The sequence below is a fragment of the Chitinophaga sp. genome (assembly GCF_039596155.1).
GTDB lineage: Bacteria > Bacteroidota > Bacteroidia > Chitinophagales > Chitinophagaceae > Chitinophaga.
Genome location: NZ_JBCNKF010000014.1, coordinates 56,192 through 82,566 on the forward strand (window position 1 = coordinate 56,192; position 26,375 = coordinate 82,566).

A 26,375-nucleotide genomic window follows, 5' to 3' on the forward strand; every position below is an offset into this window, starting at 1 on the left:
CGAGAACATCTTTACGTGATTCATAAGTGGTAATGCAATGTTATAGAAGAATCTTAAACAATGGAAGAGTTGGGACAATGGAATCTACCGCAAACGATTCCGGTAGGCATGTATCAATTTTAAATATTCTGAATGATAAAATGTATCCGGTGCAACCACGTGCACGCGATCACAAAGTCAGGTATAGTAAGGGGCAAACAACGGTATTATTGTAAGGATTGTAATATCTATTTTACATTGCCGGATGAAACGATGGCCGACCTGAAACAGCATAAGAAGCACATGACGACCATCGTTGACATTGCAAGGGCGCTGAACATTTCCAAGTCGACAGTGTCCAGGGCATTGCATGAACATGGTGATATCAATCCCGGTACAAAAGCGGCCGTGCTGGAAATGGCGCGGCAACTGGACTACCAGCCCAACCTGTTAGCAAAGAGCCTTGTAAAAAGCAAGAGTAATACGATTGGCATTATCGTACCGGAGTTCCTCACTTATTTCTTTCCGACTATTATTATGGGCGCCCAGCAGGTGGCAGCGGAGGCGGGGTATAATGTGATTATCTGTCAATCACAGGAATCGTACAAAACCGAAGTCGCCAATGCACATGTGTTGCTGGCAAACCGGGTAGATGGTGTGCTGATTTCAATGACGAGAGAGACGAAGAAGTTTGATCATTTCAAGGCTTTTGAGAAGCATGGAATTCCCGTGGTATTTTTCAACAGGGTATGTGATGAGATGGATACCTCGAAGGTATTGGTGAATGATTATGAAGGTGCATTGAAGGCCGTAGAACATCTCATTAAAAACGGGTATAAAAATATTGCGCACATTGGCGGGCCGCCGGCATTACTGATCACACATAATCGATTGAGAGGATATAAAGATGCCCTGGCAAAATACAAGTTGCCTTTTAAGAAAGAACTGGTCGTGCATTGTAATTTGTCGAAAAAAGACGCGATCACCTGTGCAGAACAATTGCTGGATCTGAAGCATCCGCCGGATGCTGTGTTTTGCGTAAATGATCCGGTGGCGATCCAGTTAATGTTACTAGCCAAGAAGCGGAAAATAAAGATCCCCTCAGAACTGGGTATTGTTGGTTTTAGCAATGAACCAAGCGGGGAAGTGATAGAGCCGGCATTGACCACCGTGCAGCAGCCGGTAGCAGATATTGGCCGGTCGGCCGCAGGTATCCTGCTGGAAGCGATAAAGAAAGGAGATGCATACGTGCCGGAAAAGAAAAGTTTAAAAACGACACTGATCGTGCGGGAATCATCAAAAAAGTAGATCATGCATTATGTATTAGCGTTTCTAATGGGCATCATGCAGCAGCCCGATAGTCTTGAACTGCGACAGCAGATACTGGCCCTTCATATACAGGAGTTGACAATTGATAATATTCATGATGTAGGAGACGATTATTGCCTGGTTGCGGTCACGTTGAAGCCTAACATCAAAGTGCAGGTCTGGATGCCTAAAAAGGGCTGGAATGGACGTTTTCTGGGAACTGGTAACGGGGGGAGCGGGGGCAGGATCATTACAGATAAGTTAGCGTATGGTGTACAGCGGGGTTTTGCTACGGCCAATACAGACCTGGGTACCTCGAATGGCGTAGATGAGGCTATTCACCAGCCGGCGCGCTGGGCCGATTTTGGCTATCGCGCCACGCACCTGATGACGGAAATTGGTAAACAGATTGTAACGGCCTATTACAGAAGACCACCCCACCATGCCTATTTCTGGGGTTGTAGTACCGGTGGGCAACAGGCCCTGATGGAAGCCCAGCGCTACCCGTTAGATTACAACGGCATTATAGCAGGTGCACCGGCAAATAACAGAACGCATTTACACATGCAGTTGCTGTACAATTACCTGGTCACAAAAGGTTTATTTCCTGCTGCCGATTTCACGCATTTAAACACCTTACAGGAGGCCGCCTTACAAAAGGTTCACAAAGGTCCTGTGAATCCCCGTACAGGAGAACAGATCTATTGCGGTGTACCAGCAGGAACAGAAAAGTCGGATGGTGGCATCGGCGTATTGAGTAGCGAGGTATTCCTGTATCCTTTCCGCTGGGTATTTGGTGCGGACTACGACTACAGCCGTTTTGATTTCGATAAGGATGCAGCTGTAGTAGATTCGCTGCTGGCCCCGGTGCTGAATGCCACTACCCCGGATCTAACCCGGTTTAAAAACGCAGGCGGCAAACTGATCATGTATACAGGAAAAGATGACAGTTTAGTGCCTGCATGTGATGCCATGAAATATTATGAACAGGTAAAGGGAAGAGAAGAATTTTTTAAATATTTCCTGATCCCCGGTATGTGTCATTGCTCGTCAGGTATAGAAGTGGAGCGGATTGTGCAATGGGTCGAAGATGGTATTGTGCCCGATCGGATGTAACAGGAAGGGGTAATTGAAAGCATCGCCTTGCGACTGTGTGCATAATTGCATATTATTGCCTTTTATTCGGGTCTCAACTTTCTTAATATGCAATTAAGCCGGGCACGCCGTGCCACGCAATTAATATTTCTTGTCTGTGGATTAGGTATTGCCAGCTGGGCGCCCATGGTTCCTTATGCCAAAGACCGTCTTGGATTCCATGAAGGGCACTTAGGACTTTTGCTGTTATTTCTTGGTTTCGGGGGGCTGCTTATCATGCCGGTTACCGGTATCCTTATCAATAAGTTTGGCAGCCGGATTGTCATTACCATTTCCTCGCTTTTCATGGCGCTTTTTCTCCCACTTCTCCTTGTTGTACACGATGTATACCTGATGGCTGTATTACTCTTTTTATTCGGGGCTGCAGCAGGCTCTGTCGACGTTGCCATGAATGCGCAGGGGGTACAGGTCCAGCAACTTTATGGCAGAAAGATCATGTCGTCTCTCCACGGCTTATTCAGCGTTGGAGGGCTTGCCGGTTCACTGGGGCTGGGCTTCCTCGTAAAAGGCGGACTTGAGCCGCTACATGCTGCCATCTGTATTTCGATCTTATTAATCCTTATTTCACTTTTTCAACATCAATATCTTTTAGAAAAAGAAACACCTGTTTCAACGGGAAAGGTAGTTCAGGCAGACAGATACGCCTGGTTGCGTGGCAGTATCATCTTCCTGGGCATCATGTGTTTTTCAGCATTTCTCTCTGAGGGTGCGATGCTCGACTGGAGTGCTGTGTACCTCCGTGATCATAAGGGAATGCCTGCCGCATTCAGCGGTGCCGGTTATGCTGCCTTTTCTGTTGCCATGGCGGTAATGCGGCTTTTGGGAGACGGGCTCGTGGAGAAATTCAGCAGCCGGATCATTGTGGTGGGAGGGAGCGTAGTCGCAGCTGCCGGCTTATTATTAGCCATACTAAGTTCTACACTTTATCTTGTATTGCCGGGCTTCATATTATTGGGTATTGGCGCGGCCAATATCGTACCTGTTTTCTTTACTGATGGTGGTCACCTGCGGGAGGTACCGGCAACCGTGGCGATTCCGGCCATCAGTACAATAGGGTATGCCGGTCAACTGGCCGGTCCCGCCATCTTAGGGTTCATAGCACACCACGTATCACTGTCAGCAGCCTTTGGCTGTTGCGCATTGCTGTTTTTATTTATTTCCATCGCGTATGGTACGACGATGCACAAATTACATTAGAAAATGAAAAGATTTTTTTACCTGTCCCTATGCTTATTTGCTGCATGTAAAGGAACAGAGCCACTTAGAGAAGACTATACAAAATTCGTACATCCAAACATCGGCACTGCTCATAGCCGTTATTTTTTCTACACGCCAGCCGCAGTTCCTTTTGGTATGGCTAAACTGGCGCCTTCCACGAATGGTAGTTACGGAAACAAAGATGGGTGGGAAGCGGTTGGATATGATGAACGTCATACCTCCATAGAAGGCTTTCCTAACTTCCATGAGTTTCAGGTAGGTGGTGTTGTATTTGCACCCACCGTCGGTCAGCTGCAAACGACGCCGGGCAAAATGGAAGATCCGGAAAGCGGCTACCGTTCCCGCTTTGATCACAAGGACGAAACTGCTACTGCCGGTTATTACAGCGTGCTGCTAAAAGACTATCACATCAGGGCTGAGCTCACGGCTACTGCCAGGGTTGGTTTTCACAGGTACACTTTCCCGGCATCAGACTCCGCTCACATCATTTTTGATATCGGGCACCGCATGGGGGAAAGTGGTCCTGTAGTGGATGCTCAGGTAAAACTCGTAACGGGTAACCGCATTGAAGGGTACGTGATCACCAAACCGGAATATGTAAAGAAATACCAGGCATCCGCCACCGTACCCATGTATTTTTCTGCTGTACTGGATAAGGAGCCTGTTGCATATGGCACCTTTATCGACAGCATGGTTACCCCGGATAACAAAGAAGTGAAAGGTAAAGGTGCGGGCATGTACCTTACTTTTAAAACGACTGCCAATGAACAGGTAAATATAAAAGTCGGGTTATCTTATACCTCTGTTGAGAATGCGAGGTTGAACCTTCAGGCGGAAGCAAACGACCTCACCTTCGACCAGGCAAAAGCCAAAGCTCTCAACCAATGGAATGAAAAACTGGGTCGCATCGCAGTAGAAGGCGGGCAGGAAACCGACAAGGTGAAATTCTATACGGGGCTCTTCCACGCGTTATCAGGCAGGGGGTTGGCCAGTGATGTCAATGGCGCCTATCCCAAAAACGACGGTTCGATCGGCAGGGCAGATCATGCTTTTTATAATACAGATGCCATCTGGGGCGGTTACTGGAACCTGACACCAGTATGGGCTATTGCTTACCCGGAATATTATGCAGACTTCATCAAAGGTCAGTTACTTATCTACAAAGAAACCGGTTGGCTGGCGGATGGACTGGCTGCCGGTAAATATGTATCTGGTGTGGGTACCAACTTTACAGGCCTGGTAATCGCTGCTGCTTACAATATTGGTATCCGCGACTTTGATATCAACCTTGCGTATGAAGCTGCGCTGAAAAACGAGATCGGATATATGAACAGGGTGCCCGGCGCGGGTAAAATGGATGTAGGTGCTTTTGTGAAAAGAGGCTTCTGCCCTTATATCAACAGCGATGATCAGACTACCCGGGAACTGACCACTGAAGGTTCTATGTTCGGTACCTCCCATACACTGGAATATAGCTTCAGCAGTTATGCAGTTGCACAGTTTGCAAAAGCCCTGGGCAAAACACAGGACTACGAACAACTGATTAAACTTTCTGAAGGCTGGAAGCTCCTGTACGATTCTGCTACCAGGTTTATCCATCCCCGGGATATCAACGGTGAGTTTATCAAGAACTTTGATCCTGCTGCGCCATGGGTCGGTTTTCAGGAAGGGAATGCATGGCAGTATACTTTCTTTGTACCACATGCACCTGAGCAATTGGTAAGCCTGATCGGGAAAGACGTTTTTAACCGTCGTCTTGACAGCATCTTCACTATTTCCCAGGAGAATATTTTTGGCGGTGGTAAGGAGATCGATGCATTTGCGGGGCTGAAAGGATTATATAACCAGGGAAACCAACCTAACCTGCACATCTCCTGGTTGTTCAATTTTTCCGGCAGACCAGACCTGACACAGAAATGGGTACGCGCTATCTGCAATGAGTTTTACGGTACAGATGGTATTCATGGCTATGGTTATGGTCAGGACGAAGATCAGGGACAAATGGGTGCCTGGTATGTACTGGCAGGCATTGGCCTGTTCGATGTAAAGGGATTGACAGCACCAGGTGCGTCATTTCAGCTGGCAAGTCCTTTGTTTGACAAGATCACGATCAATGGTGAAAAAAAGCCTTTTGTAATTACTGTAGAAAATAACAGTAAGGACAATATCTACATACAGGAATCCAGCTTAAACAGTAAACCAGCGGATAGCATCCCTTATCAGGATGTGGTAAATGGTGGCACACTTCATCTGAAGATGGGTGCACAGCCACACTTGTAATTTCAAAGTACAAAAGAGGTTGTCAGGAAAGTAATCCGGATGTTGGAATAATTATTTATTTAAATTTTCGTTCCTTCCGGCACCCGGCTGCCATTTACTATTCAGACGACCTCTTTTTAAATTTTATTTCTGAAATAATCGTAGCGCCAAAAATCAATAATCCACCAATCAGCAACCGCATGGATAAGCTTTCATCCAGAATGAGGTAAGCAAAGAAGGCCGCAAACACCGGTTCAAACAGGTAGATAATAGCTACCTTTTCTGCACTGATATATCGCTGGGCCATATTAGATACGGAATACATAAATGCGGTGGAGAAGAAAGCACAATAAATAATTCCCAGCCAGAATACATTGCTTTCAGGTTGCCAGTTAGCCGAAGTATCCAATAATGAAATGATGAATGTAATAACCGTACAGGTTGCAAACATTGGTACGATTGTCGGCACAATATTCCTTCGCGCGGTATATCGCTCTACATTGATCAGATATACGGCAAACCCAAAGGATCCTGCTGTCGTGTACAGGTCGCCTATACTTACTTTAAAATCTCCTTTCAGGGAAATCACAGCTGTCCCTGCCAATGCCATCAATGCGGCTATCCAGATCTTCAAAGCGACCTTTTTTCTAAAGAAGGCCACTTTCATAACAGGTACAATTACTACACAGGTACTGGCTATCAGTGAGCATTGTGAGGCAGAAGAATACTTCAAACCCAGTGTTTGCAGGTGAATACCAACCAGCAAGGGAATGGCCAGTTTTATACCCATGAAGATGGTGACTTTGTCTGACTCCTTCATACTTTTTTGGAAGACAAAGCAAAGTACCACCGTTGCCAGCAGGAACCTGTAAAATAAAAAGGTGTTAGGGGAAAGATTGCCCACGGCGAGCTTCGTGACAGGGTAGGAGATACCCCAGAAGGAACAGCCTAAAATTAATAAGATAAGGAACAGACTTTTTTTCTCCATTATACTATTTCATATTTTCATCATGATATCGTCTGCCCATTTTAGCGGGTGCAAAGATATATTTTATCATTTTTACATTTACCATCCGGCAGTTGCTGACAGGAACGGGAGGACGATTATAATGTAAGTGTCATATCATGCCAGGTTTCTCCACCATGTACAGAAGCGGATATTCCCCGGTCCGTGAAACCGAATTTTGCATAATAAGGTACGAGGTGCTCCTTGCATGTCAGCGTGAGACCTGTTCTTTTATCTGTTCTCGCTTTTTCTACGAAGTGATCTATTAACCTTCCTGCATAGCCCTGTTTTCTGAATGCGGGCGCGACAGCCAGGCCGAATATGCTTTGCCATTTCCCATCATCATTATGCAGGTTCGCATGAGCGAACATCTCATCCCGGATGGTTTCATAGTTTGTCACCATACCATTGATGAAGCCGATCAGCTGTCCTTCTTTTTCCAGGATCCAGAAATGATCAGGGAAAGATTGAAGACGTTGGATGAAGGATTCGCGGGTAGCGGCTTCATTTGGCGGGAAACAGGTTTTCTCAAGGGCAGTAATAGCGTCAAGGTCCGTAAGCGTGGCGATTCTAAGTTTCATTGTTTACGATCAGGCATTTATGTAAATAAAGGTATCATATTTATTTGGTTTCGCATTTTGTTAATGCTCATTCCTGCGATTTCGACCAGTTCCCCCGATGAGATCAATGTTTCTTTGACCTTATAAATAGCAACTTTTGAAATTTAATCTGGTCACGTTTGCTAAGGCTTTGGAATAGGTTTGAAAAACAAGAAGGCTGCGTTTACTTTCCTGCTTAATTTTTACGACTATTTTTAGTTGTTCCAGGGCTATTTTAATAGTAAAGATACTATCAATTTTGTTATATCATTTACAATTAAAAGCAGGATTATTATGAAATCGCAAAATGAAAGTTCTACCAATCAACCTGACGGCCGTGTGGATTATTCAACTCAGAGATTGACCCAACGGTACCGTTTTGATGATCCGAATATGGACCTTTTTTTTCTGGGAGCGCTCAGCTGGGGTGCGGCAGGTGGTTTGTCGGTAGGTGAAGCTTTCTACGTGGCATCACAGATCGAAGATGGCAATCCTGATTCCTGGGCGGCTGCTTTTGAAAGACAAGCCGAAGTATTGATAGCGCAAAGTGAGATCTGGTTACAAAAGAAAAATGTCAGAGCTGCCGGTGAAATTCATTTAAGGGCTTTTGCTGCCTATCGCTCTGCATGGCAGTTTGTAGTTCCTGGTAAACGATTTGATCATCTATTTCGAAGCAGCCAGAAATATTTTGATTTAGCAATGAGAGAGCTTCAGCTGCCAGCTACCAAATTTTCTGTTTCTTATGGAGGTGGAGAATTGCCCGGACACTTTTATCAATCAGCAGATAGCAATGCCCCTACAATTTTAATCATTGGCGGGGCGGATACCTGTCATGAAGACCGTTTTTTATCTCAAGGTCGTTATTATCTGGATAGAGGCTACTCTTTAGCGCTGGCAGATTTGCCCGGACAGGGGCTGGTGCCTGGTCAGGGACTTTATTGGGAGCAACACACCGAAAATTCAATACGTGCGGTAGTGGATACCCTCATTGAAAAATTTAATGTAGACACAAAAAAGCTGGTGCTTTGGGGATGAGTTTGGGCGGCTATTTCGCTTGTCGCGCTGCAGCTTATGAACCCAGACTGGCCGCTGTGATTGCGACACCGGCTCTTTATAATCCCGGGGAATTGTTTGCAGGTGTACGTAGACAATTGGCTTCGGGAGTACCGGAGTCTGCTGCCGCTGCTAATAACTTCCGGGTACTTCTATGGAAAGCGGGTGTTAAAGACGTAACGGAACTGGTAGAAAAATGGGATAATAATGCGGTAGATCCAAAGCTGGTGAAAATACCATTTATGTCTGTACTGGGAATGCAGGAAGGTGCTGTATGGAAGAAACAAACTAAAGAATGGCACGATGCGATAGGAAATGATCAGAAAAAGCTCATTACGCTTGGTGCCGAAACAGGTGCCGATGCACATTGCCAGGGCAATAACGTTTTGAGATTGGTACAGGAAGTGGAAACCTGGCTGAAGGTCGTGTTGCCAGGGTAATTATCGTATAATGAGGTGCTCCTGATTATACCATAGCGTTAGAACCAATAGTACATTAAATGAGTACTAATACGTCACCATAAGTGCACTTCAATATCAATTCGATATTGAGGTGCACTTATGGTGCACTTATGATGCAGTTTTAATGTGCTGATGGATGTATAGAAAGGGCATTGCTTTATTCACTTTCTTTCGAGCAGATCTTCCAGGTTCTGAATCCGCCAGACATGTTCCATACCCTGCTGAACCCATTTTGTAACAGGATCCGTTGTGCTAAATACCCTCTTAGTCCTGCTTCGCAGTAAATGTAGAGGTCTTTGTCCCGCGGAATGGTGGATAGTTTGCCCCGTAGGTCATCCAGTGGAATATTTACCGCCCCTTTTACATGTTCCATTTCAAATTCATCCGGTGTACGTACATCAATCAGCGCATCTTCATAGAAATCCAGGTTTTCCAGGTCGTCCCAATAGACCACCTGCAGGCGTTTCAGCAGGATATTTTCTGCCACCATCCCAGCTATATTGATCGGATCTTTTGCAGAAGAATAAGGTGGCGCATAGGCCTGTTCAAATTCAATGAGGTCGTAAATAGTTTTACCTTGTTGAATGAGCGAGGAAAAGACATCCAGTCGTTTATCAACGCCGTCATAGCCCGCGATCTGGGCGCCGATTAACTGTCCGTTTGCTGGTTTGAAAGCGATCTGAATCGTCATTTGTCTGGAGCCGGGATAATACCCTGCATGTGACATGCCGTGTGTCGTGCTGACAAAATGCTCGATTTCTGCGGTCTTCAGGTGTTTGGACGCAATGCCGGTGGTACCCACCGTCATATCAAATACCTTCAGGATGGCTGTATTGATAGATCCGTTATACTTTTGTGTATTTCCATATACCAGGTTATTGGCCAGTATACGTCCCTGTTTATTTGCAGGACCGGCGAGTGTTGTTATGGTGGGGATTCCTGTTACCGGATTCCGAAATTCAATCACGTCGCCCACGGCGTATATATTCGGATCGGAGGTTTGCAGGTATTCGTTGACTATGATGCCCCTGCCGGTTTCCAAACCTGCTGCGGCAGCGAGTTGCAGGTCTGGTTTTACTCCGATATTGAGAATCACTATATCAGTGTTTATCACATCGCGGTTATTCAGCGTGACTTCATTTTTGCTGACTGAGGTCACGGCTGTATTGAGGTGGAGGGTAATGCCTTTTTTACGGATATGTTGCTGTATGATCGCTGCAATCGGGAAATCTACAGGTGCCAGTATCTGCGCTCCCATTTCCACGATCTCCACTTCGATGCCCAGGCCGTGTATATTTTCCGCCATCTCCAGGCCAATAAAGCCGGCACCTACGATGACTGCTTTTTTGATATTTGCCTGTGAGATGTGGTGTTTAATCTTATCTGTGTCTACGACATTCCTGAGGGTGAAAATACCTTCGCCATCGATACCGGGCAGGGGCGGGCGGATGGGTTCTGCGCCTACGGCGATCACCAGTTTGTCGTAAGATTCTTCGTAAGTTTCTCCCGATGGCTCGTGAAAGACTTCCACTGTTTGTGCCTCGGTATCAATATCTGTTACCCTGGAATTGACCCTTACATCGATATTAAAGCGTTTTGAAAAAGATGCGGCAGTTTGTACAAAAAGTTTGTTCCTGTCCCTGATCACATCGCCGATATAGTAGGGCAGACCGCAGTTCGCATAGGAGATATAAGCCCCTTTTTCAAAAATGATAATTTCAGCATGCTCATCTAATCTTCGCAACCGGGCTGCAGTTGATGCGCCTCCTGCCACTGCGCCAATAATCAGATACTTCATAATGTAAAATGGTGGTTATTAATAAAATAGTTTTCATCTGGCGACAAAACTATCATCCGGCGAAGATGCTGAAAGTAACTTTTGTTACACATAGTTATAATTCTGTACCCTGATGACTTTTATCATGTTGTGATATGGGAGAAGGCATGATATCAGGGTGAAGATAAGTTTGATGCAAAAAAGTATAGTGCATATGATGCCTTTGGGGGATTGCCAGGGGCTCCCTCCGGGGAAATGTTGCCGGCTGGTCCGCCATAGGCTTGAATACAACTGAAAGTAGTGCGAAAACAACCAGGAGTTGTGCTAAATTTACCGGCAGTTGTTTTTCGCCCACATACCTTAGCTGTATCAAAAAAAACTACATTATGATTGGAGACAAAATTGCGCAGGCCCGCAGGAAAATGAACATGACCCAGGCCCAGTTGGCAAAACAGTTATTTATTACTCCACAGGCGGTTGGAAAGTGGGAACGGGATGAATCTATTCCGGATATTTCGACCATGAACCGGTTGGCAGAGATATTAGATGTGGACCTGAATTATTTTTCAGAAAGTGAACCGGTGTTTGTGCCAAAGGAAAAAGAAAAAGCCAGGCCGACCTGGGATATGTCTCTTGGTGATTGGGTAGATGCGGATTTTTCAGGGATTAAGAACATACATGAAAAGTTCAGTACTTCCAATATGCTCAGGTCTAAGTTCATTTGTGCAGCGTTAACGGGTGTTCATCTGAAAGGAAATAGTATTGACCGCTGTGATTTGAGGGGGGCCACTTTTGATGATGGGGTGTGGGAGAAGTGTTATGTAATCAATGATGTTTTTAAGGATTGTGGCCTGCGGGGAACAGAATTGGTGGGTTGTTATATTAAAGACTGTGATTTTTCCGGTGCAGATTTTACAGGTACCGTGTTTACGTCGTGCTACTTACAAAAGATACCCCTGGCGGGCGCCGTGTTTAGTGGTACTACTTTTAAAGGAACGGACCTGAATGAGATGGTTTTTGAAGGCCTGGTAGAAGATTGTGTATTTGACAACTGCAATTTCTCCAGGGTGACCTTTCAACAAGTGACACTGGTGAATACATTTTTTAAGTCCCGGCGCTTAAATAAGATCAGATTTGTCGATTGTAAGGTCGATAGAATGACGTATGAATTTTTGAAGAACGGGCAGGTAGACCTGGCTGGCATCAATTTGCAGGAAACTATTTAAAATCCCTGGAGCCGGGAATGACGGTCATATTCCGGAGTAACTTCGAAAAGTTATAACACTTGCTGACAATCACATGTACCACCTGTCCCTCTCTTTGTAACATACCTTCTACCATCAATAATTTCGACTGTGTGATATCACTTTTAAACCGGGTGAAAATATGCTGGAAGACCACCAGGTTACAACACCCGGTTTCATCTTCTATCGTGATGAAACATACGCCGGAGGCCGTGCCGGGGCGTTGTCTTACGAGTACGAGTCCTGCTACTTTTACGGGTATACCATTGACGGCATTATTGACCTCCTGTGTGGTGAGAATGTGTAAGGCAGACAATTGTTCCCTGAGAAAGCTAACCGGGTGTGCTTTGAGAGATAGGGAGGTGGTGGCGTAATCCTGTACTACATGTTCCGGCATACTCATCAGCGGTAGTGTTATCTGTGCTTCATAGGCGGTTTCAGAAGGCTGGCCTGCGAACAATGCGATGGGATGGTCGTGTAGGGCGGATACTTCCCAGAGGGCTTTCCTCCTGTCTAAACCGATAGAACGGAAGGCATCCGCGTTGGCGAGTTTTTCCAGCGTAGAGAGCTGGAGGCCTGCATCGTATAGTTGATTGATGGAGGTATAGCCTGCTGCCCGGTGTTGAACGAGTAGGTTGATGTCATTTTCCCGCAAGCCGCTTACCTGCCGGAAGCCCAATCGCATGGCACAGTATAGGCCGGATTTTTCTTCCAGGGTATTATCCCAACTGGAGTGGTTGATATCTACTGGTCTTACTTCTACGCCATGGTTGCGGGCGTCTGATACGATTTGTGCGGGTTGATAAAATCCCATGGGCATGCTGTTCAGGATAGCGCTGGCAAATACATCCGGGTAGAAGCATTTTAACCAGGAAGAGACGTACACCAGCAGTGCGAAACTGGCAGCATGTGATTCGGGGAACCCGTATGCCCCAAAGCCTTCCAGCTGGCGGAATACGCGTTGTGCAAATGCTGGTTTGTAGCCATTTTTAACCATGCCGTCTATGAGTTTCTTTTCGAACTGGGTGACTTGTCCTTTAGCTTTAAAGGTGGCCATGCTACGCCTAAGCAGATCTGCCTCGGCAGGTGTGAATTCGGCAGCCACGATGGCAATCTTCATGGCTTGCTCCTGGAAAAGCGGCACACCGAGCGTTTTACCCAGTATCTCTTCCAGTTCTTTGGATGGGTACTCCACGGCTTCTTCCCCATTGCGTCTTCTTAAATAAGGGTGTACCATATCTCCCTGGATAGGTCCGGGACGTACGATGGCGACTTCGATCACCAGGTCGTAAAAAGTTTTAGGGCGTAAGCGTGGCAGCATGGATTGCTGTGCCCTGCTTTCGATCTGGAAGACACCAATCGTATCTGCATTGCTGATCATTTCATACACACGGGGATCATCCTGCGGGATGTTCGCGAGGGTGAGTTGTAATCCATAATGCTCCCTGGCAAGTACAAATGCTTTGCGGATACAGGTGAGCATACCGAGTGCGAGAATATCAATCTTTAGAAAACCTAACGCTTCGATATCGTCTTTATTCCATTCGATATTTGTCCGGTCTTCCATGCGTGCATTGAGAATAGGACAAAGGTCGGTAAGTTGGTCCTGGGTGATGATAAACCCGCCGGTATGTTGACCTAACTGACGGGGGAACCCGATCATCTGATTCGTGAGTGCCACGACTTTACGCAGGTTCGGGTCGTCCGGGTTCAGGCCCTGTTCTATCAGTAGTTGTTCATCGAAGGTATCGGTGTGCCTGTTAACCGCTTTGGAGAGTTGTTGTAGTGTATCTACGGAGAGGCCCATGGCTTTGCCTACATCGCGGAGTGCTCCTTTTAAATGCTGTTGAGTAACGGTGGCTACAATTGCGGCCCTGTTCCTGCCATATTTATTATAGATGTATTGGATCACTTCTTCGCGGCGTTCGTGTTCAAAATCGACATCGATATCAGGAGGTTCGTTGCGTGCAGAAGAAATGAAGCGTTCGAACAGGAGATCGAATTTGGTAGGATCGACGGCGGTGATGCCGAGGCAGTAGCAGATAGTAGAGTTAGCAGCAGAGCCTCTTCCCTGGCAAAGAATCCCCTGTGAGCGGGCGAATTTTACAATGTCGTACACTGTCAGGAAATAAGACGCATAGTTCATCTCTTCGATGAAGGTGAGTTCATGTTTGATAGCTTTCGAGATAGAATCGGGGATGGTATTTCCGAAGTGTTCGGTGGCACCCTGCCAGGCAAGGTCTGTTAGTTGCTGGAGGGGTGTTTTGTTTTTATCCAGGATCTCTTCGGGGTAAATGTATTCAAGGGTATCCAGTGAGAACTGGCAGGCGTTGGCAATTTCGATAGTTCTGTCGATGGCTTCGGGATATTGCCTGAAGAGGCGGATCATTTCTTCCGGTGCTTTCATGTATCTTTCTGCATTAGCGTGCAGTTTAAAGCCGGCCTGGGTGATGGTGCATTTTTCACGGGTGCAGGTGAGCACATCCTGTAGCTCACGACGGGATTGTTCATGATAGTGTACGTCATTGGTAGCGATCAGTGGGATGTTGTATTGTCTGGAGAGTTCATGTAGCCGGAAGAAGCGTTTCTGATCCAGGCCCTGGTAGGTACGTACGGCGGCGAGGGATAGTGAAGTTCCGAATGCTGCTTTGTATTCTTTGACGGCTTGTTTGAAATTATTGTCAAAATCAAATTTATCATTCAATTCGTGTGGTGGAACGATGATGAACTGGATACCTTCCTGGTAGGTATAGACATCATTTTTATAGAGTTCGCATTTACCTTTTTCTGTTCTGAGATTGCCGGTGGTCAGGAGCCTGGAGAGGCGGCCATAGGCTGCTTTATCCGTTGGCAGGGCGAGCAGGCTGGGGCCATCCTGCAATACCAGTGTGGCACCGGGTATAATGCGCATGCCTTTGGCTTTGGCGGCGACATGTGCCCGCACTACACCGGCGAGTGTATTATGATCTGTGATAGCGATAACGGGATAGCCATATAGTGCGGCCTGCTCCACGAGCTCTTCGGGATGAGAGGCGCCGCGGAGAAAACTGAAATTGCTGGTTATTTGTAATTCGATGTATTTCATTAAGCAAAAAATCCGTGAATAAACCATTGTGTCTGGCTGACAGCATAGTGTCCCAGGCGGAAGATCCAGTAGCGCCGGCCAGCGGCGTCTTCTACAATATAATAGTCCCTGTGCGCGCCATCCTCCAGCCACCATTCCCGCTCTATGCGTTCAGGACCATCTGCTTTTTTGATTTCGTGGAGCTGGCCCATGAAGCGGAAGAGCATAGGGGGATAATCGGGAATCGGCGCTGTGACTTCTATCGGAAGTGGTTGGGGAAGTAGTTTATCTGGTCTGGGTGCATTTACCTGTTGGTGATCATTGGGAGCGGTAAATGGCTGAATAGAGAGTTCAGGCCAGTAGTGTTCTGCGGGCTGGTAGCGTTGAATGCTGCCGGAGCCGATCTTGCTTTCGATGCGGTCGAGAAGTTTGGTAATATTGTTATCAGCAGAGCCGGTGGCAGACCAGATCTTTTCCTGTTCGGAGATGACATCTTCTACGAGCAAAGCCTGCAGGATAAAGAGGTCGATGCCTGGACCGGGTGCGAGCGATGGTATTTTAAGTTCGAATAATTTCAGTAAGTGCGTGGTATTATTAGAGGCGCCATTGGTGCCGATGGAAATCTGCACCACCTGGTCATCTATTCTATAGCAGGTGAGGGTGGCGGTGCGGATGCCTTTTCCTTCCTGTTGTAGCTTGAAACAAATGACGTCGAGGAGCCTGGTAATGGCGATGGTAATTGCTTTAGCCGTTTTGATCGGATCCAGGCTGGAGAGTCTTTCTTCGTACACCGAAGGGATGCCGAGGGGAAGGATGTCTTCCCGTTCGCCGCCCAGGGCTTGTTTAAGACGGAGGATGAAAGCCTGGCCGAACCGGCGTTTGAGTGCGTTGATGGGTAAATGGATGAAGTCTTCGATCTTGTGAAAACCGAGTTGCTGTAATTTAGTTAAAAGGGTATCATCCAATCTCAGGGCAGCTGGAGGAAGTGGGCGCAGAGCTTTCCGTTCGAGGCCGCCGGGTATTATCGTGGCATCGTTGCCATAGCGCGCTACGGCCCAGGCAGTACCGATGGTGTCGGCCATGGCAGCGCGTACGTCGTAGCCATAGGCGCTGAGTTTAAGGGTAATTTCTGCAAGGTAGTTGTGTTCGCCTCCCCAGAGGTGTGTGCAGCCGGAGGCGTCGATGAGGAGGCCGTCAGGGAGGTCGATGGAAACAACGGGGGAGTAGCGGATGCACCACTGGCCGAGGGCGGTCAGGAGATGGTGTTCCTGATCCGGGGGATAGGGAGTAATGACGAGGTGGGGGTAGATGGCTTTGGCATCAGCTACGGCCATGCCGCAGTAAATACCGGTATTTTCGGCTTTACGGGAGGTGGCATGGATGAGTTGCCTGCCGCGTTGCTGGGTGCTGAATACGAGGGGAGAATCGCCGGCATCGGGATGCTTGCGGATGTACCAGTCAGTGAGGAGGTGGCGGAACCATATGGAGATATAACGTTTGGTCATGATTAGCCAACTTGAGAGACCTTTTCAGATATTTCCTGAATGATTGAGCGTGGTTCGTGATTTACCCTGAATCCTTCTGGCATCCAGGCAACTTTCCAGCTGCCAGGTTTCCCGTTTCTCACTTTCAGTAATGCCACATTCCATTGCGGAAATCCCACTCCCGGAAACCCATCCGGATTCATACTCTGTACTGGTGTAATGTGCCATTTTGCAATACTTGCCAGCATATTCTGTGTTTTTACAGCACGTAGTAAAAAACCTGTCACTTTACTTTTTTCAACGGCCAGCTGCAGTCTCCTCGACTGAGAAAAGGATACTCTTGGTATTTCACCGATTACCACCGCAATACCATCACATTTCAATGCTTCTTCCATGACCCATAAGCTTTCTGCATCGGTCGTTGTCTCAACAAAGATGATCCGGGCTGGCGCGATATTGAATTTCTTTAATGCTGGCGGAAACAGGCTGCGGCTGGGGCAGATCCAGATACAGGGCCGGCTGTCCGTCATTAATTTAGATATAACAGCACTGACGAATCCAAAGGTAGCAGCCGTTTCTTCGCTACCCTGTGATACGAATTCATGAATCGCCCCGGTTGCAAAGATGCCATTAGGAAATGCCGCTTCTACGGGGCCTAAACCCAGGAGATTCTCTGCACTGTTTCTTGATTTAAATCCTTGCAGATGCAATATGTCCTGCTGCAGGCGTTTGATCACCTCGGCTTTGTTTGTTAGCATAGACATGGATTAAAAAGTTAATACTAAAAATATTAGCAATAGTACTATATTTTTTAGCTAAAACTATTTTTTTCTTTCAGGGGTATGTATTAAAAAAAGCTGACTTTTCGAGCCAGCTTTTTTCCTGAAAATGTTTTTTTATTCCTGTCAGTGAAATTATTGTTTTCGCAACTGCAGTAACTCTCCGTAGGCAACAGCTGCTTTATGTACCTGTACCAGCCAGTCTTCCGCTGCGTTATCATCTGCACCATCTGAGATGTATTTCAGACAGAGGAAAGGGATCTGTTCTTTCATGGCGATCAGCGCAATCGCGTACGCTTCCATATCGACTACATTATAGGCAGTCGCTGAATGGCCCATTTCGAAGTTGTCGCCCGTACCGCAGGTGGCTACATTTACGCCGTCCATGGTCAGGCCGTATTCGAGTAAAGGAGGTACTCCTGATAAGGGCGTTTCATATTGTGCATAGCCCAGCCCTCTTACATCCATATCACGTTGAATGAATCTGGTACAACATACTACTTCACCTTTCCTGAAAAAATTACTGCCTGCAGATCCCAGGTTTACAATCAATGCGGGTCTTTTTATTTGTATGGCCTTTGTCAGTTCATAGGCTGCATTTACTTTACCAATTCCGGTGATGAGGGTATGATGGCTTTCGAATACTTCTGCGGCTTCAGCCGGAAGTGCAAAAGAGAATAATACATTATCAAGAGAGAAGGCGTATTCCTGGTTAATTTTAATCATTCGATGATGCTGATTTTGGGCGCAAAGGTATTGTTTAATTTGTCAATTTGGCAAGGGGATTGGGGGGAGAGAGGGTGAATATAATAGCACTGTATAAACAGTGCACCAGCACATATAGCATCAGTGTACTAAATGCCATCAAAAGTATGGAGAAATGTTATAGTTTTATGCATATGAAGATTGAGCTCATACCTGTTCTTGACATCTGTTACACATATCAGGATGTAACCTGGCCTGCAGGGGGAGATGCAGCAGATAAGGATGCATACCAGGCAGCATGTTTGCGAAGAGCAGGGTTTACAGACCTTATGGAGCCTTATTTAAGTGGAACTACATTTTACCAGTTAGTGAATATTTCAGATGCAAATCTTACAAGGTGGTTATTGGACTATACCCGGGCATACCGGGAAGGTGAGTATGAAAGAGATAATGTCAGTCCTTTCTTTGGAGGTTATGTATTGAAAGTGGATGCAGAAGATAAGTATTTCCCACAATGTTGTAGCAACCTTGCTGATATCAGGTTTTGGAACGGACTGGCTGATTTGAAGATCTTGCCCGCTGAAGGCCATCCGTCTCCTGCTATTCATATTCAGGATGATAATATCGTTTTTGAATTTAAAGATGAGAATGAGCCTTTTTATCCTTTACCTCCTGACATAATTTTAACGGTTTCAAGAAATGAGTTGGAGGTCGCTTTAGCAAATCTGCAGGAAACACTACTGGTTTTTCAGGAACGTATTGAGCGGATTAACGTAGTTGAAAATTTACAACTTGAGAAAATTGATGAACTGTTAATATGGGGGAATAAGGTTCATGCTGATAAATAAAAGAGCATATAATATCTTCTCTGATACCTTTTGAAATAGGTAGTGTCTAACCGTATCAAGGGTAAGTGAATTTGTGCCGCTATTATAATCTTTACACAACAGGGACCGTTCATAAACGGTCCCTGTTGTTATTTTATCATCCGGATCAACCTTTTCATAGCACCCTTCTAACATGCAGCTTCCGGCCAAAATGCCCGGATACATGCAGCTGCTTTGCGCAAACCGCATATATCATTCAGCGATATAAATAATTACCGCTGTAAATATGTACCACCAAGGATCGCTCCGGGTGCAAATGTGGTATTGAGCGTCTGCATTTCATCATCTGTCAATACAATTTCCATCGCTTTGAGATTTTCAGGCAGGCGGGATCTTCTGCTCATACTAACCAGCGGCATGATATGCTCACCTTGCGCATTGACCCATGCAATAGCCAGTTGGGTAGGAGTAACTCCTTTTCCCTTCGCCATGTTCTTCAGTACTTCCACCTTCTCCAGGTTTTTAACCAGGTTTTCACCCTGGAAACGGGAGAAGTGGTTTTGATAACTATTTGCTGGCAATGGTGCCTTCATCTCTCCCGTCAGCAAACCTTCCGCCGTGTTTGCAAAAGCCACCACACTTATACCTAATTCCCTGGCAGTGGGCAGTAGTTCGCTTTCAATCTGGCGGTCCGCCAGGGAGTAACCTATTTCCAGTGCGGATATAGGATATACACTGTTAGCTTTGCGCAATTGTTCCGGCGTGATTTCAGAAACTCCTATATAACGTACTTTGCCCTCTTTGATCAGGTCGGAAATGGTACCGATCACATCTTCGATGGGCACACTATTGTCAAGTCTGCATGGCTGGTACAAATCAATCGTGTCGATACCCAGGCGCACCAGTGAATAGTTAATGAAGTTCCTGATCGCTATCGGGCGAAGATCTAAGCCCAGCATATGACCTTTGTCGAAGATAGCGCCAAATTTTACGCTGATAAAGGCATCGTCTCTTCTGCCTTTGATGGCTTTGCCTACCAGTAGTTCATTATGCCCTGCACCATAGAAATCACCGGTATTGAGAAAATTAATACCACTGTCCAATGCCTGCTGAATTGTAGCGATACTTTCAGTCTCGTCATTTGTGGGACTGCCCCAAACCGAGGACATGCGCATACAGCCTAACCCGATTTTCGAAACCATGGGACCGTTATTGCCTAATTGTATTGTTTTCATGTTACCTGTATTATTGATTAGTAAAACAAAGGTGAGTCATAATTTGTTATGGATCATTTCCTGCATAGCTCAATTTATTTTCCCATACGGCTCAGTGATGATAACAATCATGTATTTAGCAGGACTACTCCTTTCTTCTATCGATAATATTTAATAATTTCGCTGCAATTATTATTCAACCTTTGAGAAAGCTGGCGGTAATATTGAGTCCATTATTGTTTTTTATATTCCTGATGGGGAGTATGAAAACCTCAATATTATATGCTGTATACGAGTACGATACGCAGCTGTTTGTGACGGCTTTTTGTGAGAATAAGAACAAGCCGGAGTTGCATTGTAATGGTAAATGTCAGTTGGCAAAGATGCAGCAGGAACAAAAAGATAATAATACAGAGAAATTATTAAAAGAGCTGCAGTCAGAAGCATTGGCTTGTCCGGTTCCACCTTGTATCGGCTTTGCCAGAGAAGCATTTACAGAGTTGCCGGCGCAGATGTATCCGGTATTTACACACCCACAATATTCTTATCTGTTTACAGATCCACGTAAGAAACCCCCACAGGCATAGGTTAAGTTTCCCATGATGTAATTCATTTATTTTATTTTTTGAACGCTACATGCGTTCAGGATGAATGTGTCTGCTTTGCAAATAAAGCAGATACATAAGGGATATGTTATGCCTGTAAATTTTCAAAAGAAAACACCCATGAACTTACTTAAATCAGTTTTAATATTAATAACCTTTTCTGTATTTGTATCCTGTAGTAAAAAAGAAGATGTAGTAATACCGGACGACCTCGATGGATTGACATTGGTGACAACGCTGACAAATGATACGCACAAGGTGGCTCTATATACAACCAGTGGTAAATTCCAGACAGGGTATAATGAAGTGTACATACAGATTAAGAATACCCAGGGAATAGTGGAGCGCAATGTAAGTGTGACATGGTTACCATTAATGCATATGATGGGGATGGAACATTCCTGCCCGGCATCTGCTGTCGGGAATAAAACAAATGGTATCTACAAGGGGTACATTGTATTTCAGATGGCCGGCAGTGAAGAAGAGTACTGGGACCTGACAGTGAATTATACCATTGGTAATACGACTTATACAGTAACGGATAAGATAACGGTAGCAGAAGCTGCAAAGCGTGTGGTAGAAAGTTTTAAAGGTGCAGATAATAACAGGTATGTACTGGCGCTGGTACATCCGGCCAAACCTGCTGTTGCGGTAAATGATATTGCTGCGGTGCTGTATAAAATGGAGTCTATGACAAGTTTTGTAGCAGTAAAGAATTATACCATCAAAATAGATCCCCGGATGCCGGGCATGGGGAATCATACCTCTCCTAATAATGTCGATCTGACACAGGGTACAGATGGTATGTATTACGGTAAGCTCAGCCTTACCATGACGGGGTATTGGAAGATCAATCTGCAATTGCTGGATGCGACACAGACAAACTTAAAGGGCGAAGCAGTAACTGATACGAATGAAGGAAGCAGTATTTATTTTGAACTGGAATTCTAAACCTGTTTATATGCTTCGGTTGACAATTGCATTTTTGCTTTGCACACTTACAGTTTATTCGCAGGATACTATAAAGATGGATCTGTTGAAGGAAGTGGAGATCATTCATAAGCGTTCATTGTCTGATAAAACAGGCAAACCATTGTCTACGCTGGACAAATACCTGGAGAAATCAAATATGGTGAATATGATAAGGCGGGGAGCGTATGCGTGGGAGCCATACCTGAATGGGATGGCATCAGAACGTAGCGTGGTGACAATAGATGGGATGCGGATCTATGCCGCATGCACTGACAAGATGGATCCGGTCACATCTTATGTGGATATAACGAATCTGGCGAAGGTGAATGTGCATAGCGGGCAGTCTGCAGCTGGAGCTGCTATAGCAGGGAGTATCGACCTGGTAAGAAAGAAGGGCACATTTGGTGAGAAGAAATTGTCCGGCATGGCATTTACGGGGTTTGAAACAAATAGTGAACAGCAGGTGATTGGTGGCGCGTTGTCTGTTTCAACCCCGAAAATGTTTACCGATATTGACTTTACTTATCGGAATGCCGGGAATTATAAAGCAGGGGGTGGTGAGGAAGTATTGTATTCTCAGTATACCAAGTACAATACGAGTGCAAATGTGGGATATAGGGTAAATGAGCATTCGCAGGTAGTGGCATCTGTGATTTATGACCGTGCGGTGCATGTGGGATATCCGGCTTTGACAATGGATGTGGGACTGGCGAGGGGAGTGATTGCATCGTTGGCTTATATTCGCCATGGCTGGGAAACAAAGGTGTATTATAACACGATCAGGCATGTAATGGATGATAAGCAGCGGCCGGTAGTTCCTGTCAGGATGGATATGCCGGGGTGGAGTAAGACGGCGGGATTTTATTCTTCTTTGAAAGGGAGTGAAGGGAAGCATACGTGGAAAGGGAACTTGAGCGGACATTATAATAAATCCCTGGCAGAGATGACCATGTATTCAAATACAGCAGGTGAGAAGGATATGTTTATGCTGACCTGGCCGGGTGTGCTCACTTACTATGGAGATGTGTATGGAGAGGATAGTTATGCGATGAGTGAAAGGTGGCGTACAACGGTGAGCGCAGGAGTGGGCGTGCAGAACAATGTAGTAGATAATGTGCAGGGACTGGAAAGTTTACGGATCTTTTACCCGGGAATGGAACGGAACAAGGTAAGGGTGCTGAAGCGGTTGTCTGCGGCGGTTAATTATATGGCTGACAGCTGGCAGTATACACTAGGGGCAGGGTATGGTGAGCGCGCACCTGGAGTGTCTGAGGGCTATGGATATTATTTGTTTAATAGTTTTGACCGGTATGATTACATAGGAAATCCTGAGATGAAAAATGAGCGAACTGTGAGTTTGAATGGATCAGTGAGTGGTCGTACGGGAAAATTTTCAGGTAAGGTGAGCGGATCTTTTTTCCATTTGATGGATTATATCATTGGGCGGCCGCGGGCGGGTCTGAGTGTAATGACAATTGGTGCCGCGGGTGTGAAAGTGTATGAGCAACTGGCGTATGCGGATGTGTTGAATGCAGGTGTAGAAGGCGATTATCAGGTGGGACCGTATCTGACATGGACGAACAGGTTGAGCTACCGGTGGGGATCTGGTAAAGGGGTGAGGAATTTACCATTGATACAGCCCTTTACATATAGTTCAGGAATGGGCTTTTTGAGGAGGGCGTTTTCGGCGGATGTGGTGGTCAATGGCGCCCTGAAGCAGGCCAGGTATAATGAGGAGTTTGGAGAGCAGGCGACTGCGGGATATGCAGTATTGAATGTGTCAGGAGCGTATCAGTTCAGACTGTGGAGGAGTGGGCTGATGGTAAAGACCGGGGTGGAGAATGTGATGGATAGAAAGTACAGAACTTTTGCGGATTGGAATAGGGTGCCCCGGATGGGGAGGAATATATTTGTGAATCTAATATGGACCTATTAGAGGAACAGGAGACTGAATTTTGTAAGACGGTATCCCATAACTACATCCCAACGGATTGCTACAACGATATCTTTTCCCTTCATGTTTCCGCATAAAAAGGTTGTATCAAAAGTAATTTGAAGACATTGAGAATTCAATATCAAAATTCCTCTCCATCAGGTATCCGAATTAAAACCGGGAAATTTTACTTTTGATACAACCTTTTATGAGGTATATCACCTGTTTTAAGGAGAACGGACATGTAATATTAATGCTTAATTTTGTATCAAATTGACATCTATGCAGGATACCAAGGGTATGTTGGACAAGATCAGGCACCACGATAAATTGCTGCTTGCATTAAATCAGAACTGTGAGATTCCGCTGCCGGCTGATGTGTTGGAGATCCTGGCACAGCCGCACAGGCTGTCTTTTTATTACTTCCAGTTTATAGTGACGGGCGCAGCTACTTTTGTGACAGACCTGCATGAATTTAATATTGCAAATGGTGGACTGGCTTTTGGTTTACCCAACCAGGTGTTTACAAAATTGCCATATGATAAGAATAACATGCAGTATGCGTTGTCATTTGATGAGAGTACACTGATGTTGTTGCCGGGTAAATATCCATTTCTGGTGAATCCGTATAATGTAAATGCCATCTCATTTGACAAAGCCGCTCAGTTGCGGGTAAAGAATTTACTTTCAGGGTTATTTCAGCTGCTACATACACCAGGAAAGCAGAAAAAAGCGGAGGTGATACTGGCGCATCTGCATACGGTGCTGACGGAGTTTAATACCGCTTATTTTGAGCAGTATGGAGAGCAGGATGTACATACGGGGACGAAGTTATCGAAGTATATCGCATTTAAAATGGCGGTAGAAACGAATCTGAGTGAGCAGCATGATGTACAGGGTATAGCGGAGCAGCTGGCATTGACATCGGGTACGTTGTATGGGATTGTAAAGGAGTTTGCGGGCGTGTCGCCGAAGGAATGGATTACGAATCGCCTGATGCTGGAGGCACAGCGGAAGCTGCAGTACTCCAGGGTGTCTGTGAAGGAATTGGCGTATGAACTGGGATTTAGTGATCCCCGGTATTTTTCGAGGGTGTTTAAGAAAAGTACAGGCAAGAGTGTAAGTGCTTATTTGGCATCATTGCAGGAGTTAGGGCAGAATTAGCATACAGGATGCAGGTAAGTTGACCTGATTTCATGATTTGTCCCACAAGAAAAACGATTTGTCCCCATCGTGGGGTTCCCCGCTACCTACCTTTGTTTCATAAATCAATATTATGAAATCAGCATTAGTAACAGGTGCCAATAAAGGTATTGGCTTTGAGGTAGCAAAAATACTCGCACAACAAGGTTTCTTTGTTTATTTAGGAAGCCGTCAGCTTAAAAATGGTGAGGCTGCGGTAGAGCAACTCCGGGCGGAGGGGTTACAACATATTGCTGCTGTACAATTGGATGTGACCAGCCAGGCATCGGTGGATGCGGCAAGAAGCGCTATTACTGCACTGGATGTATTGGTGAATAATGCGGGCATTGCAGGTGGATTTGAGCAATCAGCGCTGGAAACGTCTGCAGATGATTTTCTGACTGTATATGATACAAATGTATTTGGCGTGATAAGGGTAACGCAGGCCTTTATAGATTTGCTAAGGCAGTCAGAGGCACCGAGAATTGTGAATGTGAGTACGGCAATGGCTTCTCTTTCATTGGCTGCAGATATAGAGAATGCTAATTATCCGAAGCGGTATGTTGCCTACCAGTCTTCGAAATCGGCATTGAATATGTATACGGTCAATCTGGCCTATGAGTTGAAGGAAACAGCATGCAAGGTAAATGCAGTATGTCCGGGATATACCAGGACGGATTTTACCGGGCATCAGGGCACGAGTACAGCAGCGGAAGCCGGGCAGCGGATTGCGAAATATGCGTTGATCGGTCCGGATGGGCCAACGGGTAAGTATTTCAGTGAGGAATATTATCCGGCGCCGGCAGTTTGCCCCTGGTGATCCGGGATGGCTATTTAAGATGTTACATTGCAGGTGTGCGTTGAGTAGCAGTACATGATCACTCAACGCGCACCTGCATCTGTGCTTTTAAGCACGTAACGAAGCTCGTTGCACCCTACTTGACATATCATATTTAATGTCATAACTTCGTAACGCAATGAGCGATATTATATTTCATAAAATCAGGCAGACACCACAGCATCTCCTTGTAATGCTGATCTTGTTATCATTCGTCCCTTTCAACAGTGCGACTTGTTTTGCCTTTGGTACATCAGTAGATAAATTTACACCGGTTATGCATCCGGATACTACGCTTAGGCCCAACTTCTCCCTGAAGGATGTAAATGGACAAACAATCACGATCAGTGCGCTCAAAGGGAAGGTTGTATTCATCAACTTCTGGGCCACCTGGTGCCAGCCCTGTGTGCAGGAAATGCCTTCCATTCATGCTTTAAAACAGTCATTCAATGGCAATGATTCCATCGTTTTTTTAACGATCGATGTGGATGCTGCGTTGCCAAAGTCTACTGCATATATGGATGATAAGGGCTTCCATCTACCAGTCTATGCAGCTACCAGTGCTGTGCCGATGGAGCTTTACTACCACTCTATTCCTACTTCGACTATTCTTGGGAAAGATGGCGCCATCGTCTGGCATTATGAGGGCGGGAAAGATTATACTTCTCCGGAGATCCGGAAGATATTAACTGATCTTCTTGCCGGGAAATGAG

General features: G+C 45.8%; 22 protein-coding genes. 14 read left to right on the forward strand and 8 right to left on the reverse strand.

What is annotated here, in order from left to right; translation table 11 throughout:
- Positions 1 to 132 precede the first annotated feature (132 nt).
- The 4 genes from ABDW33_RS14945 (at position 133) to ABDW33_RS14960 (ending at position 5,940) form a co-directional block, all read left to right on the forward strand.
- Positions 133 to 1,287 carry a substrate-binding domain-containing protein gene (locus tag ABDW33_RS14945; RefSeq protein WP_343690874.1) on the forward strand — a complete coding sequence of 385 codons (1,155 nt, stop codon included), beginning with the start codon at positions 133 to 135 and terminating at the stop codon, positions 1,285 to 1,287.
- A 3-nt stretch (positions 1,288 to 1,290) separates the two neighbouring features.
- On the forward strand, positions 1,291 to 2,403 hold the full coding sequence (locus ABDW33_RS14950) for a tannase/feruloyl esterase family alpha/beta hydrolase (protein ID WP_343690875.1): 1,113 nt from the start codon (positions 1,291 to 1,293) through the stop codon (positions 2,401 to 2,403).
- 87 nt (positions 2,404 to 2,490) lie between these two features.
- Positions 2,491 to 3,639 (forward strand): MFS transporter, encoded by a 1,149-nt coding sequence (locus ABDW33_RS14955; protein ID WP_343690876.1) that lies wholly within the window; start codon positions 2,491 to 2,493, stop codon positions 3,637 to 3,639.
- Positions 3,640 to 3,642: 3 nt separating this feature from the next.
- Positions 3,643 to 5,940, forward strand: a complete 2,298-nt coding sequence (locus ABDW33_RS14960) for a GH92 family glycosyl hydrolase (protein WP_343690877.1) — start codon at positions 3,643 to 3,645, stop codon at positions 5,938 to 5,940.
- Between the two features lie 97 nt (positions 5,941 to 6,037).
- On the opposite strand, the gene ABDW33_RS14965 is transcribed toward ABDW33_RS14960, so the two are convergent.
- A complete protein-coding gene (locus ABDW33_RS14965; protein ID WP_343690878.1) occupies positions 6,038 to 6,907 on the reverse strand; it encodes a DMT family transporter in 870 nt (289 codons plus the stop codon).
- 116 nt (positions 6,908 to 7,023) lie between these two features.
- Entirely contained in the window at positions 7,024 to 7,506 is a 483-nt protein-coding gene (locus ABDW33_RS14970) for a GNAT family N-acetyltransferase (protein ID WP_343690879.1), read from the reverse strand.
- A 312-nt stretch (positions 7,507 to 7,818) separates the two neighbouring features.
- Here ABDW33_RS14970 and ABDW33_RS14975 point away from each other — a divergent pair, with 312 nt between their 5' ends.
- Complete coding sequence (locus ABDW33_RS14975) at positions 7,819 to 8,559, forward strand: hypothetical protein (RefSeq protein ID WP_343690880.1); 741 nt, start codon at positions 7,819 to 7,821, stop codon at positions 8,557 to 8,559.
- Entirely contained in the window at positions 8,550 to 9,017 is a 468-nt protein-coding gene (locus ABDW33_RS14980) for a hypothetical protein (protein ID WP_343690881.1), read from the forward strand. Before ABDW33_RS14975 ends, ABDW33_RS14980 begins: the two co-directional genes overlap by 10 nt.
- Before the next feature lie 178 nt (positions 9,018 to 9,195).
- Here ABDW33_RS14980 and ABDW33_RS14985 read toward each other — a convergent pair whose 3' ends face one another.
- Positions 9,196 to 10,836 carry an FAD-dependent oxidoreductase gene (locus tag ABDW33_RS14985; protein WP_343690882.1) on the reverse strand — a complete coding sequence of 547 codons (1,641 nt, stop codon included), beginning with the start codon at positions 10,834 to 10,836 and terminating at the stop codon, positions 9,196 to 9,198.
- Positions 10,837 to 11,201: 365 nt separating this feature from the next.
- Between ABDW33_RS14985 and ABDW33_RS14990 the strand changes: the two genes are divergently transcribed.
- Complete coding sequence (locus ABDW33_RS14990; protein WP_343690883.1) at positions 11,202 to 12,041, forward strand: pentapeptide repeat-containing protein; 840 nt, start codon at positions 11,202 to 11,204, stop codon at positions 12,039 to 12,041.
- On the opposite strand, the gene ABDW33_RS14995 is transcribed toward ABDW33_RS14990, so the two are convergent.
- From ABDW33_RS14995 to ABDW33_RS15010, 4 genes are all read right to left on the reverse strand, one after another.
- Entirely contained in the window at positions 12,034 to 15,144 is a 3,111-nt protein-coding gene (locus tag ABDW33_RS14995; protein ID WP_343690884.1) for an error-prone DNA polymerase, read from the reverse strand. The genes ABDW33_RS14990 and ABDW33_RS14995 overlap by 8 nt on opposite strands.
- Positions 15,144 to 16,628: a DNA polymerase Y family protein gene (locus ABDW33_RS15000; protein ID WP_343690885.1), complete on the reverse strand. Its 1,485-nt coding sequence runs from the start codon at positions 16,626 to 16,628 to the stop codon at positions 15,144 to 15,146. The genes ABDW33_RS14995 and ABDW33_RS15000 overlap by 1 nt, the downstream gene beginning before the upstream one ends.
- 2 nt (positions 16,629 to 16,630) lie before the next feature.
- Entirely contained in the window at positions 16,631 to 17,371 is a 741-nt protein-coding gene (locus ABDW33_RS15005; RefSeq protein ID WP_343690886.1) for an Error-prone repair protein ImuA, read from the reverse strand.
- A gap of 150 nt (positions 17,372 to 17,521) precedes the next feature.
- Entirely contained in the window at positions 17,522 to 18,112 is a 591-nt protein-coding gene (locus ABDW33_RS15010; RefSeq protein ID WP_343690887.1) for a hypothetical protein, read from the reverse strand.
- Between the two features lie 173 nt (positions 18,113 to 18,285).
- Here ABDW33_RS15010 and ABDW33_RS15015 point away from each other — a divergent pair, with 173 nt between their 5' ends.
- On the forward strand, positions 18,286 to 18,939 hold the full coding sequence (locus ABDW33_RS15015; protein ID WP_343690888.1) for a hypothetical protein: 654 nt from the start codon (positions 18,286 to 18,288) through the stop codon (positions 18,937 to 18,939).
- 251 nt (positions 18,940 to 19,190) lie between these two features.
- Here ABDW33_RS15015 and ABDW33_RS15020 read toward each other — a convergent pair whose 3' ends face one another.
- A complete protein-coding gene (locus ABDW33_RS15020; protein WP_343690889.1) occupies positions 19,191 to 20,153 on the reverse strand; it encodes an aldo/keto reductase in 963 nt (320 codons plus the stop codon).
- A 242-nt stretch (positions 20,154 to 20,395) separates the two neighbouring features.
- Here ABDW33_RS15020 and ABDW33_RS15025 point away from each other — a divergent pair, with 242 nt between their 5' ends.
- The 6 genes from ABDW33_RS15025 to ABDW33_RS15050 all read left to right on the forward strand — a co-directional run bounded on the left by ABDW33_RS15025 (position 20,396) and on the right by ABDW33_RS15050 (position 26,374).
- Complete coding sequence (locus ABDW33_RS15025) at positions 20,396 to 20,719, forward strand: hypothetical protein (RefSeq protein WP_343690890.1); 324 nt, start codon at positions 20,396 to 20,398, stop codon at positions 20,717 to 20,719.
- Between the two features lie 138 nt (positions 20,720 to 20,857).
- Complete coding sequence (locus ABDW33_RS15030; protein ID WP_343690891.1) at positions 20,858 to 21,688, forward strand: FixH family protein; 831 nt, start codon at positions 20,858 to 20,860, stop codon at positions 21,686 to 21,688.
- 10 nt (positions 21,689 to 21,698) lie between these two features.
- On the forward strand, positions 21,699 to 23,645 hold the full coding sequence (locus ABDW33_RS15035) for a TonB-dependent receptor (RefSeq protein ID WP_343690892.1): 1,947 nt from the start codon (positions 21,699 to 21,701) through the stop codon (positions 23,643 to 23,645).
- A 279-nt stretch (positions 23,646 to 23,924) separates the two neighbouring features.
- Entirely contained in the window at positions 23,925 to 24,806 is an 882-nt protein-coding gene (locus ABDW33_RS15040; protein ID WP_343690893.1) for an AraC family transcriptional regulator, read from the forward strand.
- Positions 24,807 to 24,918: 112 nt separating this feature from the next.
- Positions 24,919 to 25,644, forward strand: a complete 726-nt coding sequence (locus ABDW33_RS15045) for an SDR family oxidoreductase (protein ID WP_343690894.1) — start codon at positions 24,919 to 24,921, stop codon at positions 25,642 to 25,644.
- Positions 25,645 to 25,801: 157 nt separating this feature from the next.
- Positions 25,802 to 26,374, forward strand: coding sequence for a TlpA disulfide reductase family protein (locus ABDW33_RS15050; RefSeq protein ID WP_343690895.1), 573 nt, complete (start codon positions 25,802 to 25,804; stop codon positions 26,372 to 26,374).
- The last annotated feature ends 1 nt before the right edge of the window (position 26,375 follow it).